14 protein-coding genes are annotated in these 16,439 nt (G+C 71.8%); 6 read left to right on the forward strand and 8 right to left on the reverse strand.

Going from position 1 to position 16,439, the window contains the following annotated elements; all coding sequences use genetic code 11:
• The first annotated feature begins 84 nt into the window (after positions 1 to 84).
• From mtnA to OP04_RS04625, 3 genes are all read left to right on the forward strand, one after another.
• On the forward strand, positions 85 to 1,227 hold the full coding sequence (mtnA, locus tag OP04_RS04615) for an S-methyl-5-thioribose-1-phosphate isomerase (RefSeq protein WP_085066228.1): 1,143 nt from the start codon (positions 85 to 87) through the stop codon (positions 1,225 to 1,227).
• Positions 1,217 to 3,172, forward strand: coding sequence for a bifunctional aldolase/short-chain dehydrogenase (locus OP04_RS04620; protein WP_033338415.1), 1,956 nt, complete (start codon positions 1,217 to 1,219; stop codon positions 3,170 to 3,172). The genes mtnA and OP04_RS04620 overlap by 11 nt, the downstream gene beginning before the upstream one ends.
• Positions 3,173 to 3,696: 524 nt before the next feature.
• Positions 3,697 to 4,476 (forward strand): IS5/IS1182 family transposase, encoded by a 780-nt coding sequence (locus OP04_RS04625; RefSeq protein WP_033338228.1) that lies wholly within the window; start codon positions 3,697 to 3,699, stop codon positions 4,474 to 4,476.
• Between the two features lie 505 nt (positions 4,477 to 4,981).
• On the opposite strand, the gene OP04_RS04630 is transcribed toward OP04_RS04625, so the two are convergent.
• A complete protein-coding gene (locus OP04_RS04630) occupies positions 4,982 to 6,409 on the reverse strand; it encodes an MFS transporter (RefSeq protein WP_033338229.1) in 1,428 nt (475 codons plus the stop codon).
• A gap of 109 nt (positions 6,410 to 6,518) precedes the next feature.
• On the opposite strand from OP04_RS04630, the gene OP04_RS04635 reads away from it, so the two are divergent.
• Positions 6,519 to 7,082 (forward strand): TetR/AcrR family transcriptional regulator, encoded by a 564-nt coding sequence (locus OP04_RS04635; RefSeq protein WP_051797090.1) that lies wholly within the window; start codon positions 6,519 to 6,521, stop codon positions 7,080 to 7,082.
• Here the strand turns inward: OP04_RS04635 and OP04_RS04640 are convergent.
• From OP04_RS04640 to OP04_RS56380, 6 genes are read right to left on the reverse strand one after another with little or no spacing between them, the layout of a single operon-like run.
• Positions 7,030 to 7,965 (reverse strand): MBL fold metallo-hydrolase, encoded by a 936-nt coding sequence (locus tag OP04_RS04640; RefSeq protein WP_033338230.1) that lies wholly within the window; start codon positions 7,963 to 7,965, stop codon positions 7,030 to 7,032. The genes OP04_RS04635 and OP04_RS04640 overlap by 53 nt on opposite strands.
• A complete protein-coding gene (locus OP04_RS04645; RefSeq protein WP_051797091.1) occupies positions 7,962 to 8,831 on the reverse strand; it encodes a fumarylacetoacetate hydrolase family protein in 870 nt (289 codons plus the stop codon). Before OP04_RS04645 ends, OP04_RS04640 begins: the two co-directional genes overlap by 4 nt.
• Positions 8,832 to 9,605, reverse strand: a complete 774-nt coding sequence (locus OP04_RS04650) for an enoyl-CoA hydratase/isomerase family protein (protein ID WP_033338231.1) — start codon at positions 9,603 to 9,605, stop codon at positions 8,832 to 8,834. It lies immediately after the preceding gene.
• Positions 9,598 to 10,779 (reverse strand): type 2 periplasmic-binding domain-containing protein, encoded by a 1,182-nt coding sequence (locus tag OP04_RS04655; protein WP_051797092.1) that lies wholly within the window; start codon positions 10,777 to 10,779, stop codon positions 9,598 to 9,600. The genes OP04_RS04650 and OP04_RS04655 overlap by 8 nt, the downstream gene beginning before the upstream one ends.
• A complete protein-coding gene (locus OP04_RS04660; RefSeq protein WP_033338232.1) occupies positions 10,776 to 11,963 on the reverse strand; it encodes a CaiB/BaiF CoA transferase family protein in 1,188 nt (395 codons plus the stop codon). The genes OP04_RS04655 and OP04_RS04660 overlap by 4 nt, the downstream gene beginning before the upstream one ends.
• A gap of 13 nt (positions 11,964 to 11,976) precedes the next feature.
• Positions 11,977 to 12,690 carry a FadR/GntR family transcriptional regulator gene (locus OP04_RS56380; protein WP_033338233.1) on the reverse strand — a complete coding sequence of 238 codons (714 nt, stop codon included), beginning with the start codon at positions 12,688 to 12,690 and terminating at the stop codon, positions 11,977 to 11,979.
• 184 nt (positions 12,691 to 12,874) lie between these two features.
• On the opposite strand from OP04_RS56380, the gene OP04_RS04670 reads away from it, so the two are divergent.
• Positions 12,875 to 13,633, forward strand: a complete 759-nt coding sequence (locus tag OP04_RS04670) for an SDR family NAD(P)-dependent oxidoreductase (RefSeq protein ID WP_033338234.1) — start codon at positions 12,875 to 12,877, stop codon at positions 13,631 to 13,633.
• A 960-nt stretch (positions 13,634 to 14,593) separates the two neighbouring features.
• Here the strand turns inward: OP04_RS04670 and OP04_RS04675 are convergent.
• The gene (locus OP04_RS04675) at positions 14,594 to 14,986 is read right to left on the reverse strand and encodes a MerR family transcriptional regulator (protein WP_033338419.1); all 393 of its coding nucleotides are present in this window, start codon (positions 14,984 to 14,986) and stop codon (positions 14,594 to 14,596) included.
• Positions 14,987 to 15,085: 99 nt separating this feature from the next.
• On the opposite strand from OP04_RS04675, the gene OP04_RS04680 reads away from it, so the two are divergent.
• Positions 15,086 to 16,228, forward strand: a complete 1,143-nt coding sequence (locus OP04_RS04680) for an oxidoreductase (RefSeq protein ID WP_033338235.1) — start codon at positions 15,086 to 15,088, stop codon at positions 16,226 to 16,228.
• The last annotated feature ends 211 nt before the right edge of the window (positions 16,229 to 16,439 follow it).

The following is a 16,439-nucleotide window of genomic DNA, read 5'->3' on the forward strand; positions in this document are numbered from 1 at the left end:
GAATTACTGTCGCCAGGATGACGTATCACACCATTGATGTACCCGACTAGCATCGCCCTTACGGATATCTGGGTAAGGGGTGAAATGCGTACCATAGATTGGGATAAGGGTGTCATCATCGCTATCGACCAGACCCGTCTCCCGGACGAGATGGTCACGCTGCGGATCGACGGCATCCCCGGCCTGGTCGACGCCATCGCGCGGCTCGCCGTCCGTGGTGCGCCCGCGCTCGGTGCGGCCGGTGCGCTCGGCGTCGCGCTCGCGGTGGTCCGCCACCCCGGCGACCCGGCCGCGGTCCGCGCCGCGGCCGAGCGGGTCCGTCGCGCCCGGCCGACCGCGGTCAACCTGGCCTGGGGCGTGGACCGCGCGCTGGCCCGGCTGGACGACGGGCCGGACGCGGTGATCGCGGAGGCGGTCGGCATGCTGGACGAGGACGCGCGGGTCAACGAGGCGCTGGGCCGCCGAGGCGCGGCCTGGCTGATCGAGGCGGTCGGCGGCGACGTGGCCGTGCAGACGCACTGCAACGCGGGCGCGCTGGCCTGCGTCGAGTGGGGCACCGCGCTCGGCGTGGTCCGGGCGCTGCGCGACGCCGGCGCGCTCCGGCACGTCTACACGGCCGAGACGCGCCCGCTGCTGCAGGGCGCGCGGCTGACCGCGTGGGAGCTGGGCCGGCTCGGCGTGCCGCACACGCTGGTGGCGGACTCCGCGGCCGCGACCGTGCTGGCCAGGGGGTTGGCCGGTGCCGTGGTGGTCGGCGCGGACCGGATCGCGGCGAACGGCGACGTGGTGAACAAGATCGGGACGTACCCGCTGGCGCTCGCGGCCGCCCGGATCGGCGCGCCCATGGTGGTCGCCGCGCCCGAGTCGACCATCGACCTGGCCACCGCGACCGGCGCGGACGTGCACCTCGAGGAGCGCGACCCGGACGAGGTCACCGGCTTCGCGGGCGTGCGCACCGCGCCGGCCGGCACCCCGGCGCTGAACCTCGCGTTCGACGTCACGCCCGCCGACCTGGTCACCGCGATCGTCACCGAGCGCCGCATCATCCTGCCGTCCGCCGGCGGCCGCCCCGATGACGGAGCCGCCGCCCGCCGCGATGGCAGAGCTGCCGCCCGCCCCGATGACGGAGCCGCCGCCCGCCGCGATGGCAGAGCCGCCGCCCGCCCCGATGACGGAGCCGGGGTCCGCCCCGGCGACACCGCCGGAGACCGACACGATGATCACTGAACCGGCCGACCGCTGGGACGACGCCGAGGCCGACGGCCTCGACCCGCTCGCCGCCTGCGTCTACGCGTCCCGCCTGATCGGCCGCGATCCCGGCCTGGTGCTGCACGGCGGCGGCAACACCTCGGTCAAGACGCGCGAGATCGACCTGGACGGCACCCCGATCGACGTGCTGCACGTCAAGGGCAGCGGCGGGGATCTCGCCACGATCGAGCCGGCCGGGTTCGCGCCGCTGCGCCTGGACCTGCTCCGGATGCTGCTCACGCTGGACCGGCTGGACGACGACGCGATGATGAACGCGCTGCGCTGCGCCTCGCTCGACGCGTCCGCGCCGGACCCGAGCGTGGAGACGCTGCTGCACGCGCTGCTCCCGCACCCGGTCGTGCTGCACAGCCACGCGGACGCGCTGCTCGCGCTCGGCAACCAGCCGGACGGGGCGGAGCGGATCCGGGCCGCGCTGGGGCCTGACGTGCTCATCGCGCCGTACGCGAAACCCGGCTTCGACCTGGCCAAGCTCTGCGCGAAGCTGGTGACGCCCGGGGCGTACCCCCGTGGTCTGGTGTTGATGCATCATGGGTTGTTCACCTTCGGGCCGGACGCGCGCACCGCCTATCGCGCGCACATCGCGCTGGTCACGCTGGCCGCGGCGCAGCTGACCACGGTCACGCCCGAGGCGGTCACGCCGCCGGTCGTCGCGCCCGCCGCACTGGCCCGGCTGCGACGCGAGATCTCCGCGGCCGCCGGCCGGCCGATGCTGCTGAGCAGGCACGACGACGATCGGATCCGCGCGTTCGTCACCCGGCCGGACCTCGCGGACGTGGCGGGTCGCGGCCCGGCCACGCCGGACCACGTGCTGCGCACCCGCCCGCTGCCGCTGATCGGCACGGACGTCGCCGGCTGGTCCGAGGCCTATCGCGGCTACGTCGACGCGCACCGGGACCGGGCCGCCGGCCTGACGCCGCTGGACCCGGCCCCGCGCGTGCTCCTCGCGCCGGAGCTGGGCATGCTCACGGCCGGCGTGCGCGCGGCCGACACGATCGCGACCGCGGACATCTACCGGCACACGATGGACGTGATCGACGCCGCGGAGCGGCTCGGCGGCTACCGCGCGCTGAGCGCGCCCGACCTCTTCGACGTCGAATACTGGTCGCTCGAACAGGCAAAACAACGCCGCCGGGGTACGCCTCCGGAGCTCGCCGGCGAGGTCGCGCTGGTCACCGGCGCCGCCTCCGGCATCGGGCGGGCCTGCGCGCTCGCCCTGCACGCGCGCGGCGCCGCCGTGATCGGCGTGGACGTCTCGCCGGCCGTAGCACAGGTGCTGCCCGGCCCCGGCTACCGAGGCGTCGTCGCGGACGTGACCGATCCGGACGCGCTGGCCGGCGCGCTGACCGTCGGCGCGGAGACGTTCGGCGGCCTCGACATCATGGTCGCCGCCGCCGGGATCTTCCCGCGGAGCAGGCCGATCGCGCAGCTCGACCGCGCGGACTGGCGGCGGGCCATGGCCGTCAACACGGACGCGGTCGCGGACCTGTTCGCGCTCGCGCACCCGCTGCTCGCGCTCGCGCCGCGCGGGGGCAGGGTGGTGCTGATCGCGTCGAAGAACGTGCCCGCGCCCGGCCCGCAGGCCGCGCCGTACTCCGCGTCGAAGGCCGCCGCGGTGCAGCTGGCCCGGGTGGCCGCGATGGAGTGGGCCGCGGACGGCATCCGGGTCAACATCGTGCACCCGGACGCGGTCTTCGACACCGGGCTGTGGACGCCGGAGCTGCTCGCCGCCCGCGCCGAGCGCTACGGCATGACGGTTGAGCAGTACAAACGCCGCAACCTCCTGGGTACGGAGGTGACCAGCGCCCGGGTCGGCGCGCTCACCGCCACGCTGTGCACGGACGCGTTCGCGGCCACCACCGGCACCCAGGTGAGCGTGGACGGGGGCAACGACCGGGTGATCTGACGTCCACTATCTGAGAGCGAGCGGTTACTAAACGTGTTTCCTTGATGGCTGGTTGTGTCAACGTTGCGTGGCCGGGACGGGGTGGAACACGTGTTTGGGCCGACGGACCGTGATTACCCTCGGTCAGAATCGGGACTATCTGAAGCGGGCCGTCGCCGTAGGCCCTTGCGGGGGTCGTCGCGGCTTTCGTAGGCTGTGCCGCGGAATTGAAGTTCCATGAACACCGGGGAAATCGCGCTTTTCCGAATCGGGCCTTCATGCCCATTTTTGGCGCACGCGTAGAGGTGTCGTAATCCATTCACCTTGCCGTAACAATTGCGGTGCGGAATGCGCGCGTATTTATTCCGCGCTCATTGCGCGATACATCCTCCACCGGCTCGGCCGGCGAGGTTCACTGAGCCTTTTTCATCCTGTTTATGCAGGTGGTGGCGGGTGTAGCGGATTCTGGGGAATCGATGGGTGCGGGGCTCCGGTTAGGACAGCAGTCGACCAAGATCCGATGCCCCTGGCCGGGAGCCCCGCACATGCTGTCTTACCCGTCCACGATCACGCTGTCCACCCGTACCCTGCACCACCTCGCCGGTCGTATCCGCAGGCACCATCAGCAGCAAGGCACCCGCTGGCGGCGGCTCACGCCCCACGATCAGGCGTTGCTTGCTCTCGCCCATCTGCGTAACGGTGATACGTACGCCCGTCTCGCCGCAGGGTTCGGCATTTCGACCACGACCGCCTGGCGTTATGTCCAGGAAGTCATCACTCTGCTCGCCGCGGCCGCACCCGACCTGGACACCGCCATGCGCCGCATCCGCCGGCTGCCGTACGTGGTCCTGGACGGGACGCTGATACCGATCGACCGGGTCGCGGATCAGAAACCGTACTACTCGGGAAAGCACCGCCGGCACGGCATGAACGTCCAGACGATCGCGAGCCCGCAGGGCGAATGGGTGTGGGCCTCACCCGCCCTGCCCGGCAGCACACACGACCTCACCGCTGCCCGCACCCACGGCATCATCGAAGCCCTGGACAGGGAAAACATTGACGCGCTCGCCGACAAGGCCTACCTCGGCGCACCCGACAACGTCCACGTCCCCTACCGCAACGAACGAGGACGGAAACTGTCCGCCGGAGAGAAGACCGCCAATAGAGGACACGCCCGACTCCGCGCGATCGGCGAACGCGCCAACGCCACACTCAAGCAGTGGAAGATCCTGACCAAACTCCGCTCCAGTCCACATCGGACCACCCCAATCATCCAGGCCATCATGGTCCTCGACCCCATCGACGCAGGCCACCAACCAGGATGAAAAAGGCTCACTGTGCCCATGGCTTGGCTGTCGACGACATTCCCGTCCGTCGCGACACGCCGCCCGCTGCCTCGACGCGCGGCAGCGGCGGGAGTGGCGCGGGAATCGCGGCCTTGACCGGTGCACGACGGAACCGGCTCCGATGCGGCGTGCGGAACGGAGCGCCAGCGGAGGTGGAGCCCGCCGCGAGGTTTGCCCGCGGGAGCATGCGGGCTGCACCGCGCTGGAAGCGGGAAGATCTGGGTCTGGGTTTGCCTTCAGGTGAACGTGAATGCCGCGGCGAGACGTGGTCCGGGCTGTCGCGTGTCTGGGTCTGGTCTTCAGGTCGACTCGGGTGCCGGCGGCGAGATGCGGTCCGGGCTGTCGCGTGAGCGGGATCGGGGTCTGGGGTCGTCCCCGGGGTGGTGCGAGCGCCCGCGGGAGCATGCGGGCTGCGCCGCGCCGGAAGCGGGAAGATGAGTGTCCGGCGTGAGCCGGGGAGCGCACGCCGGACGGGGACGGGAGACTACGCCTCGACCAGCGCGGCCGACTCCCCGACCGGGGTCGAGACCGTGTCGGTGCGGTGCGGGCGGACGGCCGGGACCAGCAGGGACAGCAGGACGGCGGCGCCGGAGAGCGCGGTCATCAGCCAGAACGCGTTCGTGTAGCCGGACTCCTGGGGGAGGCCGCTGGGCTGGAGATGGCCGGTGACGATGGCGGAGACGACCGCGGTGCCGATGGAGGCGCCGATGGTGCGGATGTTGGTGTTCATGCCGCTGGCGGCGCCGGTCTGGGAGCGCGGGACCGCGTTGACGATCAGGTTGATCATGGCGGCGAAGGAGAGGCCGAGGCCCAGGCCGAAGACCGCGCCGGCGACGGAGACCTGCCAGGCCGCGTCGTGGAAGAGCGCGATGGCCGCGTTGGCGACCGCGACGAGCGCGGCGCCGGTGACCAGCTGGGCCTTGCCGGAGAGGCGGGTGCTGAGCGGGCCGCTGAGCGACCCGGCCGCGGCCATCGCGATCAGCATCGGCAGCATGAGCAGGCCGGTGGTGGTGAGGCTGGCGCCGAAGCCGTATCCGGCGCTGGTCGGCGTCTGGATCAGCTGCGGCAGGAAGGCGTAGCAGGCGAACATGCCGGCGCCGAACAGCAGCGCGACCAGGTTCGTGGTCCAGACCGCGGGCAGCCGCATCATGCGCATGTCGATCAGCGGGTTCGCGGACCGGAACTCGTAGACGATCCACGCGGTGAGCAGCACGAATGCGGTGATGAGCAGGCCGATCACCGGCGGTGAGCCCCAGCCCCACGCCGTCGCCTTGGACAGCGGCAGCAGCAGCGCGACGAGCCACGCCGACATCAGGGCGGCGGCGAACCAGTTCACTTTCCCGGGGGTACGGACGGGAGACTCCGGCACGAGGCGGTGTGCCGCGACCGCGACCGCGAGCGCGGCGACGAGCGGGAGCCAGAACAGCCACCGCCAGTCGAGCGCGGTGACGACCGGCCCGGCCAGCACGATGCCGACGCCGCCGCCGGCCGCGATGACGGCGGACATGCCACCGACCGCGGACGCGACGCGCGCGGGCGGGAACTCGTCGCGGATGATGCCGAACGCGAGCGGGAAGACCGCGCCGCCGAGGCCCTGGAGGACGCGGGCGGCGATGAGCACGCCGATGGTGGGCGCGACCGCGGCGAGCAGGCAGCCGGCCGCGAGGGCGAGCAGCGCGCCGACCAGGACGCGGCGCTTGCCGATCAGGTCGCCGACGCGGCCGAGCAGCGGCGTGGCGACCGCGGCGGCGAGCAGCCAGATGGTGAACACCCAGGTGACCGTGCTGCCGTCGGTGTGCAGGTCGCGCTGGATGGTGGGCAGGACCGGCGTGATGAGCGACTGCATCAGCGAGACCGTGGCGGCCGCGGACGCGAGGATCGCGAATACGCGCCCGGATGAGGTGGTTGCCATGAGGCGGGCCCTTCGGAAGACAGAGAGGTGCCTGTTAAAGTGGAGGCACGCCTCCACCTTAGCGGAGGGGTGCCTCCGGATTCAACCCGGTCCTCGGAAGGGCGACGTGATGGAGCGGACAAGGCCACAGCGGGCCGATGCCCGGCGCAACTACGACGCGCTGCTCGGCGCCGCGCGCGAGGTCTTCGCGGAGAAGGGCACCGAGGCCTCGCTGGAGGAGATCGCGCGGCGGGCCGGTGTCGGCATCGGCACGCTCTACCGCAACTTCCCGGCCCGGCAGGACCTGTTCGAGGCCGTGTACGTCGGCGAGGTCGAGCAGCTCTGCCGTCTCGCGGGCGAGGTCGCGGACCGGCCGCCGTGGGAGGCGATGCAGGCCTGGCTGCGCGCGTTCGTCGGCTACGCCGCGACCAAGCGCGCGATCAAGGAGGCGCTGACCATGGAGTCCGCCATGTTCGTGAGCTGCCGCGCGGACATGTACGCGGCCGGTCAGCCCCTCTTCGACCGCGCGCAGGCCGCCGGCGCGGTGCGCGCGGACGTCAGCTTCGACGACGTGCTGCGGATGGTCAGCGGCATCACCGCGGGGTCGTACGTCGACGACGCCCAGCGCGAGCGCGTCTTCGCTATGGCGCTGGCCGGCGTGACCGCCACACCGGCTGCGCCGCACCCTGCCTGACCGCGTGGTCCAGGTGCGCGCGGGCCATCGAGATCGTCTGCAGGTTCACGCCGCCGAAGTGGGCGAGGGTGGTGCCGAGCGCGTGGGCCAGGTCGCGCAGCCGGACCTCGTCCCGGTCTTCCAGGAAATCGCGGGTGAACTCCGTGGCCTCGTCGACCCAGGCCAGGCTCTCGTCGATCCGGGCGAGGCCGGCCTCGCGGTCCAGCGCCTCGCCGTGGGACGGGACGAGCAGGTCGAAGTCGAGGTTCCGGAGACGACGCAGGCCTGTGCGATATCGGTCGACGTCGTGGTAGAGCGGGCCGAGCAGTGGCTGGCCGTCCGGCAGCGGTGTGCCGCGGCCCTGCACGTCGTCGAACGTGAACAGCAGGCCGCGATCCGCGTCGTGCACCGCGATGTGGCCGGGGGAGTGGCCGCTGGTGGTGACGACGGTGAGGCCGTGGAGCGTGTCGCCGTCGCGCAGCAGATGGTCGACGCGTACGTCGTCGCCGAGCATCGTCGTCACGTCCCGGCGATCCGCCTCACTGAGTGAGAAGTCGGCCGGGTTCGCGCCCCACAGCTCGTCCAGCAGCGTGGAGTTCGACTCCATCCACGCCACCTCGGCCGCGGGTGCGGCGAACTCGGTCCGGCTGAGCTTCTTCAGGGCCGCGTTCCCGCCGCGATGGTCCGGGTGCGCGTGGCTGTTGATGACCAGGTCGAGGCCGGCGATGTCCAGGCCGGCCGCGGCCAGCTCGCCGCGCAGCGCCGCCTCCGGCGTGGACGCGACGCCGCTGTCCAGCAGGATCAGCCGCCCGTCCTGCCGGATCGCGTGCAGCCACAGTGGAGTGTTGCAGACGTCCAGGTAGTCGGTCTCCAGCCGCAGCCAGCCGTCGCGCAGCTCCTTCATCGGGTGGCCAGCCAGGTGAAGTCCGCGGGCAGCGCGGCGACGACCGGGTTGGTGAGCGTGCCGATGCCCTCGATGCCGATCTCCACCTCGTCGCCCTCGGCCAGCGTGAAGTCCAGGTCCGGGACCAGCCCGGTGCCGGTGGACAGCACCGCGCCCTCGGGGAAGTGCGTGCAGCGGAACAGGTGCTCGACCAGGCCGGCCAGCGGGCGGTGCAGCAGTGAGGTGGAGGTGGCGCCCTCGAACGCGACCGTGTCGTCCCGCCGGATGGAGAGCGTGATGGCGAGCGCGGTGGGATCCGGCAGCTCCCAGGCAGGGCGGATGCCGGGGCCGACAGCGCACGCGCCGGCGTAGACCTTGGCCTGCGGCAGGTACAGCGGGTTCTCGCCCTCGATCGAGCGGGACGACACGTCGTCGCAGACCGTGTAGCCGACCGTTTGCGCGTGCGCGTTGAGCACCAGCGCCAGCTCCGGCTCGGGAACGTCCACGGTGGAGTCCGGGCGGATGCCGATCGGCTCACCGTCGCCGACCACCCGCCAGGCCGCGCTCTTCAGGAACAGCTCGGGCCGTTCCGCCTCGTAGACCAGCGAGTACACGTCCGCGACCTGGCTCTCCTCGCGGCGCGCCTCCCGCGACCGGACATAGGTCACGCCGCTTGCCCACACCTCGGTCCGCCCGTCCACCGGCGGCAACGGCCGGATCGGGCCGGGCTCGGGCGTTCCGCCTTCGACCACCATGGATCTGATCTCCTCCAGCGGCCGTTGCAGGAGCAGACCCAGCGTGGGTACGCCGAGGCGGCGCACGGAACCGTCGTCGTCCGCCACACCGACGTGCGTGGCGCCGTCCGTCTCGTACCGGATGATCAGCATTCAGAGCCCCCTGAACGTCGGTGTGCGCTTCTCGGCGAACGCGGCGCGCCCCTCGCGGGCGTCGTCGGTCGCCATGCAGATCGCCTGCATCTCGCGTTCGTACTGGATGGCGGCCTCCAGGCCCATCGACCGCGCGGCCCGGAGGTTCGCCTTCGCGGATTGTGCCGCGATCGGTGCGCGGGACGCGATCGTGCGCGCCAGCTCCAGCGCGACCGAAAGGACACGTGTTGACGGGTGGACCTGACTGACCAGGCCCATCCGGTGCGCGTCGGCCGCGGGCACCGGGTCGCCGGTGAGCAGCATCAGCGCGGCGTCGCCGGCCGGGACGGTCGCGGAGAGCAGCGCGGACACGCCACCGCCGCCGATCCAGCCGAGCTTGATCTCCGCGGCCGCGAACGACGCGGTGTCCGCCGCGAGCCGGATGTCGCAGGACAGGGCCAGTTCCAGGCCGCCGCCGTACGCGTACCCGTTGACGGCCGCGATCGCGGGCACCCGCAGCGCCCGGAGCGCGTCGCAGTAGTCGCGGCGGTTCCGGAAGTCCCACGGGGCCGCGTAGTCGCCGACCTCGCCGACGTCGCTGCCCACGCTGAACGCGCGGTCGCCCGCGCCGGTCACCACGACCACCCGCGCCAGGCTCTCCGCGTCGATGCGGCGGACCAGGTCCAGCAGGTCCGCGCTCATCGCCCGGGTCATCGCGTTGAGCTTGCGGGGCCGGTCGAGCGTGATCACGCCGACGCCGTCGCTGACGTCGAAGCGGACCGTGCCGTCACTCATCGGTGCTCTCCTTCCGTAGGTCGTTATACCGGTCGATCAGCGTCCGTGCGGTCTCTTCCGGCGCGCGCGCACCGGTGATCGCGTCGCGGGTCAGCGCGGACGCCTCGTCCTGGAAGCCGATCCAGCCGTCGAAGCGCGGACGGCGGTAGGCGGCCTCGACAGAGGTGCGCGTGGCGGCGTAGTAGCCCGGCCCGTCCCAGACGCTCGTGTGTGCGGGCTGGCCGCCGTGTGCGGGGATCAGCTCCGTCTGTACCGCGTCCGTCATGAACCGGCGTATGTAGTCACGCACGTCGTCCAGGCGGTCCGCGGCCCGGCGGGCGAGCGCGAGGCCGGTGCCGCCGAGCACGGTGCCGGGCGTACGGGCGCCGCCCCAGGACGGTGCGTCGGCCCAGGTGACCGGGCCGGCGTACTGGGCATAGCCGTAGACGAGCGGGCAGTGGTCCAGCGTGCCGGCCGCGATGCGCGCGTGGATGTCGATCGGGTCGAGGATCGCGCCGTCGGTGTGCTGCCAGGTCCGGTGCAGCAGCGCGATCGCGTCCGTGAGCACGTCGAGGCGGGGTGTCCAGCCGGTCGGGGCCCCGGTCCACGCGGCGTGCATGGCGAGCAGGCCGAGGAACGCGTGCGGCCCGGCGAGGCAGAGCGCGGTGGCATGGCGGGCCGCGAAGTCCGGCACCTCGTCCCAGGCGCGGGGGGCGGACAGGCCCGGCCGGAGCGTGGTGACCTGGGTGGCCGCATCGATGGGCAGCGCCCACTGCCGTCCGGCGAACAGGTAGCTGTCCCAGGTCGGGCCCACGCTGGTCGCGGCCCAGGCGGCCAGTTCGGCCGGGGTGAACACCTCGTCGAGCGGGAGCAGCGCGTTCCCGGCCACGGCCGCGCCGAGCCCGGGGTGGTCGATGACCAGCAGGTCGTACCGGATGGCCAGGTCCGTGATCGGGTGCGCCTCGAAGCCGGCGAGCGGCTGCCGGTCCCAGGTGACCGTGGTCGCGTCGAACGCGTCCAGCGGTCGCCAGGCGCGGGGATGATCCCAGGTCATGCCGCGCAGTGGCGTGCTGACCGGGCCCGGCGGCGGTGGGGCACCCAGGCCGTGCGGCGGTGCGCTTGCCGGGTCGCGCGCCGGCGTGTCTCCTGGGCCGCGCGGTGGTGCGCCCTCGGCGTTGTGCGGTGGCGCGTTCATCGGGCCGTCACCGCCGACTGATCGATCAGTCCGTCGATGTCGGCCGGGCTGAGACCGAGCGACGACAGCAGCTCCCGGGTGTGCTCGCCGGTGAGCGGCGCGGGCCGGGTGACGGCCGGCGGGGTCGCGCTCATCCGGAACGCGAAGCCGGGCGTGGTGACCGTGCCCTCGGTCGGATGGTCGTAGGTGACGAACGTGCCGTTGTGCTTGACCTGCGGATCGTCGACCAGGTCCGCGTAGGAGTAGACCGGCCCGGCCCACACGCCGGCCTCGCCCAGCACCTCCAGCCACTCCGCCGCCGCCCGTGTCGCCAGCGCGTCGGTGACCAGGCGCGAGATCTCGTCGCGGTGCGCGAACCCGTCCCGCTCCGCGTCGAACCGCGCCAGCGCGGGCACGTCCAGCAGCCTCGACAGCACGGCCAGGTCCGCGAACGCGAGCGCGATGTGCCCGTCCGACGTGGGGAAGATCCCGTAGGGCGCCCGAATGTACGTGTGTGCATGGATCTCGTCGCCACGCGTCTGCGGGACGCCGCCGACCGTGTGCACGGACAGCTCCTGCATCTGCATGGCGACCAGCGCGTCCAGCATGTTCACCTCGACGAGCTGGCCCTCGCCGGTGCGCTCCCGGTGCAGCAGCGCGGCGAGCGCGCCCTCGAACGCGGAGTACGCCGTGATCGCGTCCGCCAGGAAGTACGGCGCGGGCTGCGGCGGCTCACCGGCCCGCCCGGAGCTGTGCAGCGCGCCGCCCATCGCCTGCAGCAGCACATCCTGCCCCGGGCGTGCGGCGTAGGGACCGGTCTCGCCGTAGCCGGACATCGACACGTACACGATGCGGGGGTTCATCGTGACGACCGAGGCGTAGTCGACACCGAGCCGCGCGGCCACGCCCGGACGGTAGTTCTGCAGGAAGACATCGGCCGTCTCGATCAGCCGGTGCAGGACGGCGCGCCCGGAGTCCGACTTCAGGTCCACCGCGAGACTGCGCTTGTTGCGGTTGAGGGACAGGAACGACGCGTTCACCTCGACGCCGGTGGCGCCGCCGGCGGACACGTGCCGCTGCCACTCGCCGCCGGTCGGCTCTACCTTGATCACGTCCGCGCCCAGGTCGCCGAGCCGCATCGCGGCCAGCGGCCCGGCCATCGCGATCGACAGGTCCAGGACCCGATAGCCGTCCAGCACTCCCATGTTCCATGCCTCTCTACGTGGTGCGCCCCCGGTCCCGCCGGATGTCGCGCTGCGCGCCCTCGACCAGCTCGTGCATGAGCGACGCGGCCAGCGCCGGGTCACGGGCCTCGATCGCCTCGAGGACCGCGAGGTGCTGCGGCAGCGTCCGCCGGTTGCGCCGGGTGTTGCGGGTGTGGATCTCGCGGGTGGCCGCGAGCACCAGGGACATCAGCGTGTTCAGGTGGACCAGCAGCTGGTTCGCGCCGGCCTCCACGATCGCGCGGTGGAAGTCGAGGTCGGCCGCGATGAACTCGTCGGTCCGGGTCACGGACGCGGCCATCCGCTCGTAGGCCTCGCGGACGGCCGTGATCGGCGCCCGGTCGCGGACCGTGGCGGCGAGCCGGGCCGCCTCCGGCTCCAGCGCGGAACGGAGACTGCTCAGCTCGTCGAGCTGCCGGTCGGTCGGGTCGGCGGCGTACCGCCAGCCCAGCACGTCCGGGTCGAGGAGGCTCCACCGCGACTCGTCCTGGACCAGCGTGCCGACCCGGGTCTTCGCGACGACCAGCCCCTTCGCGGCCAGCACCCGGAACGCCTCGCGGACGGCGGATCTGCTCAGGCCGAGCTCGGCCGCGAGCTTCTCCTCCGTGGGGAGCGGCGCGCCGGGACGCAGCTCGCCCCGCACGATCCTGGCTCCCAGGTCGTGCACGAGACGTCCGTGCAGCCGGTCCTGTCGGTAGCCGTGCGTCATGTGGTTGTCCTCGGATGGGCCGGGAAAACGCCGCCGTGGCTTGCGGTGCGGTGAGCGTAGGCACGCCCCCGGCGGCCCGGCAAGGATTTGTCGGACAAGAAAATTTATTTGTACGACAAATCTTGCCCTCGTCCCCGCGCGGCGCTTAACGTCCCCGATACATTGAGCACCGGGAGGCATCGTCATGCCGTTGGAGCGATTCGAGGGCCGCGTCGCCCTCATCACCGGAGGGGCCTCGGGCATCGGCCTCGCCACCGCGGAGCGCCTGATCGGCGAGGGCGCGGCCGTCATGCTGCTGGACCGCGACGAGTCGGCGCTGGCCGCTCTCGACGTGCCGGGCGCCGCGTTCTGGACCGGCGACGTGACCGATCCGGCCGGTATGGTCGCGGCCGTCCAGCACACCGTCAACACGTTCGGCAGGCTGGACGTGCTGGTCACCGCCGCGGGCGTGGACCGGTGCGACACCGTCCCGAACACCACGCTCGACGAATGGCGCACGATCATGGCCGTCGACCTGGACGGCGTCTACTTCGCCGCCCGCGCCGCACTGGAGGTCTTCATCCCGCAGGGCAGTGGCGCCATCGTCACCGTCTCGTCCGCGATCGGCACGGTCGGCGAGCGGCAGCGCTCCGCCTACTGCGCCGCGAAGGCCGGCGTGGAGAACCTGACCCGCGCCATGGCACTCGACCACGGCCCCCAGGGCATCCGCGCCAACTGCGTCGCCCCCGGCCTGATCGACACACCGCTGATCCGCGGCGGCAAGGTCGGCAGCGACCTCGGCGGCCAATCCGCCATGCAGGCCATGGTCGACGCCCACCACGCCATCCCACGCATCGGCCGCCCCGACGAGGTCGCCGCCGCCATCGCCTTCCTGGCCAGCGACGACGCCTCCTTCGTCACCGGCGCCGTCCTCGCCGTCGACGCCGGCTGGACCGCCGCCTGACAAATCTCCGCCATGCTCACAAACGCGAAGATCAAGATCCGGATCTTCTCACTTCCAGCGTGGTCGCGGTCCGCACGCTCCCGCGGGCACCGGTCCAATGCCACTTGGCTAATTTTGATCTTGAAGAGGCGCGGCGCGCGCCGCGAGCCCTTGACCGGCGAGAACGCCCCCGTGTTCAGTCTGGGTGGCGCAGCGCGAGCGCAACTGAGTGCTTTGCAAAAGTCCAGTTCAGAGCCCATGATCAACTTAAGCTAAGTGGCATTGGGTACTGGTCGTCGCCGGCGCTTCTCCCTGCCGGTCCCGCGCGGGGCTGGGCTCAGAGCCGCACCCATCCGCTAATTAGCCGCCCGTGTGAGCTGCGCGGGACACGTCTCGGCGTGCCGCGGATGTGACAGGGAATCGCGCATTCCCCTCCCGCGCCGCAGGGCCGGCTTCGCAGCCACACCCCGGGTGGCAAACGCCCCGGCCGACGGCGCGGGACGCGCCTCGCGCGGCCCGAGCACGACCGGACTCGCGTGCTCTTCCCCGGCCACGGCGGAACCGGCTCCGATGCGCAGCGGCAAGCGGAGCGTTAGCGGAGCCTTGGCGCGTAGCGAGGTTGGCCCGCGGGAGCATGCGGACCGCCACCACGCTGGAAGCGGGAAGATCAAGAATTTGATCGTGGTTTTTGCGGATGTCGTTACGGAGGGGTGAGCGTGACCGGCGACAGGCGCACAGTCGGTTCGGCCAGATTCGTTGTGCCTGGAGGTCCGTCGGGTGCACCCGGGCGCTGAATACCGAAACGTCGGTCGCGAGAGCGCCCGTGCTGGGACGGCGGCGGGTGGCCTGCTGATGGGCGCTCTGAGTATGAGGCCAGGGAGTTTGCAGGCGAAGCCGCCGGCGCTCATGTGGCGGAGGCCGGGTCCGGGTCCTTGTCGATCGCAGGAGGGTTCGGCGGCAGGGCGACCTCTGGCGAGGAGTTCAGACCTCGCTCCAGGCGCTGTTCGCGGGGCGGCAGGACAGGCCTTTTTCCATGGCGGACGTGACGGAGGCGATGCCGGCCTCGAGGCGGTCGCGGACGGCCGTCATGTCGGCGAGGTGCTGGTTGATGCGGTCGCGTTCGGTGGTGAGCAGCGCGAGCATTTCCGGGGCGACGGTGCCGCTCTCGATGTGGGGGAGCAGCGTGAGGATTGATTTGCTGGCCAAGCCGGACGCGTAGAACTGCTGGATCAGCCAGACCTGGTCGACGGCGCTCTCGGGGTAGTGCCGCGTGCCGCCGGAGCTGCGCTCGGAGCCGAGCAGGCCCTGCTGTTCGTAGTAGCGCAGCGCGCGCACGCTGACGCCCGATCTGGTCGCGAGCTCGCCGATCTTCATCTGGATCTCCTCGCGTGTGGTCCCGATCACGATGACTTGAATCTGACGTGCGCGTCAGATCCTAGCGTAGGGAGCGAGCCACTCGTAAGGAGACTTTCCATGACAAATCGCGCCGCTCAGGCCTTCTCCCGCCCGTTCACCGTCGGCGGGCTCACCATCCCCAATCGCATCGTGATGTCGCCGATGACCCGGTTCAGCTCGACCGGCGGCGAGGCGCCCAGGGACCTGGCCGCCTACTACGCCCGGCGCGCGGCGGCCGGGGTCGGGCTCGTCATCACGGAGAGCACGTACATCGACCACCCCACGGCCGGGAACATGGACAACGGCTCGCGGATGTACGGCGACGGGCCGCTGGCCGGCTGGTCCCGCGCGGTCGAGGCCGTGCACGCGGAGGGCGGGCTGATCTGGTCTCAGCTGCAGCACGTCGGCATGTTCCGCAAGGCCGGCGACCTTCCGCACCCGGACGCGCCCGCGTTCGGCCCGTCCGGTGTGCCGATGGACTACGCGACCGATTTTTCCGGCGCGCCGGTGGAGGTGGCGCCGCGGGCCGGGCACATCATGACGCAGGCGGACATCGACGACGTGGTGCGCGCGTTCGCCGGGTCGGCCGCGACCGCGGAGCGTCTGGGCTTCGACGGCGTCGAGCTGAACGCCGGCCACGGGTATCTCATCGACGAGTTCTTCTGGCCGGGTACGAACCGTCGCACGGACGCCTACAACGGTGACGTGGCGGCGCGGGCCCGGTTCGCCGGTGAGGTCGTCGCCGCGATCCGGGCCGCGGTCTCGCCCGGCTTCCCGATCAGCATGCGGCTGTCGCAGTGGAAGAACAACAACTTCACCACCCGCAACTGGGAGACGCCGGAGGAGTTCGGCATCGCGCTCGGCGTGATGGCGGACGCGGGCACGGACGTGTTCCACCTCTCGACACGGCGGTACTGGGAGCCGGCGTTCGACGGCTCCGGCCTGAACCTGGCCGGCTGGGCGAAGAAGCTGTCCGGGCTGCCGGTCATCACGGTCGGATCGGTCGGGCTGGCCGACGAGTTCTGGACCAGCCTCGCCGGCGGGGACGCGGCCACGACCGGGATCGGCGGGCTGCTGGACCGGCTGGAGGCCGACGAGTTCGACCTGGTCGCGGTCGGCCGGCCACTCATCGCGGATCCGGAGTGGGCGGCGAAGGTGATCTCCGGCCGGGACAGCGAGATCACCGCGTTCACGCCCGCCGCGCTCGGCACCATCCACTGATGGCGCGCGCCCTCGTCGTCGGGCCGGGCATCAGCGGCATCGCGGCCGCGATCAGCCTGCGGGCGACCGATATCACCTGACAATCAACACATTGGATATGCCCCGCTGGTCGCGGGTCACCTTCCGCGTGCTCCCGCGGGCAACGGGATCCGTGGGCGCAAGGGCAATGCGCGCGCATTGCCCTTGCCGGGCGCGAAGGCGTGGCCCTCTG

The organism is Catenuloplanes japonicus, assembly GCF_000717135.1.
GTDB lineage: Bacteria > Actinomycetota > Actinomycetes > Mycobacteriales > Micromonosporaceae > Catenuloplanes > Catenuloplanes japonicus.

Bases quoted from the DNA above. Each gene is read 5' to 3' on its own strand.
- OP04_RS04625 (WP_033338228.1), top strand. From the start codon at position 3,697: ATGCTGTCTTACCCGTCCACGATCACGCTGTCCACCCGTACCCTGCAC.
- OP04_RS56380 (WP_033338233.1), bottom strand. From the start codon at position 12,690: ATGACGCACGGCTACCGACAGGACCGGCTGCACGGACGTCTCGTGCAC.
- OP04_RS04645 (WP_051797091.1), bottom strand. From the start codon at position 8,831: ATGCTGATCATCCGGTACGAGACGGACGGCGCCACGCACGTCGGTGTG.
- OP04_RS04620 (WP_033338415.1), top strand. From the start codon at position 1,217: ATGATCACTGAACCGGCCGACCGCTGGGACGACGCCGAGGCCGACGGC.
- OP04_RS04655 (WP_051797092.1), bottom strand. From the start codon at position 10,779: ATGAACGCGCCACCGCACAACGCCGAGGGCGCACCACCGCGCGGCCCA.
- OP04_RS04650 (WP_033338231.1), bottom strand. From the start codon at position 9,605: ATGAGTGACGGCACGGTCCGCTTCGACGTCAGCGACGGCGTCGGCGTG.
- OP04_RS04680 (WP_033338235.1), top strand. From the start codon at position 15,086: ATGACAAATCGCGCCGCTCAGGCCTTCTCCCGCCCGTTCACCGTCGGC.
- OP04_RS04640 (WP_033338230.1), bottom strand. From the start codon at position 7,965: ATGAAGGAGCTGCGCGACGGCTGGCTGCGGCTGGAGACCGACTACCTG.
- OP04_RS04670 (WP_033338234.1), top strand. From the start codon at position 12,875: ATGCCGTTGGAGCGATTCGAGGGCCGCGTCGCCCTCATCACCGGAGGG.
- OP04_RS04630 (WP_033338229.1), bottom strand. From the start codon at position 6,409: ATGGCAACCACCTCATCCGGGCGCGTATTCGCGATCCTCGCGTCCGCG.
- OP04_RS04635 (WP_051797090.1), top strand. From the start codon at position 6,519: ATGGAGCGGACAAGGCCACAGCGGGCCGATGCCCGGCGCAACTACGAC.
- OP04_RS04660 (WP_033338232.1), bottom strand. From the start codon at position 11,963: ATGGGAGTGCTGGACGGCTATCGGGTCCTGGACCTGTCGATCGCGATG.
- mtnA (WP_085066228.1), top strand. From the start codon at position 85: ATGCGTACCATAGATTGGGATAAGGGTGTCATCATCGCTATCGACCAG.
- OP04_RS04675 (WP_033338419.1), bottom strand. From the start codon at position 14,986: ATGAAGATCGGCGAGCTCGCGACCAGATCGGGCGTCAGCGTGCGCGCG.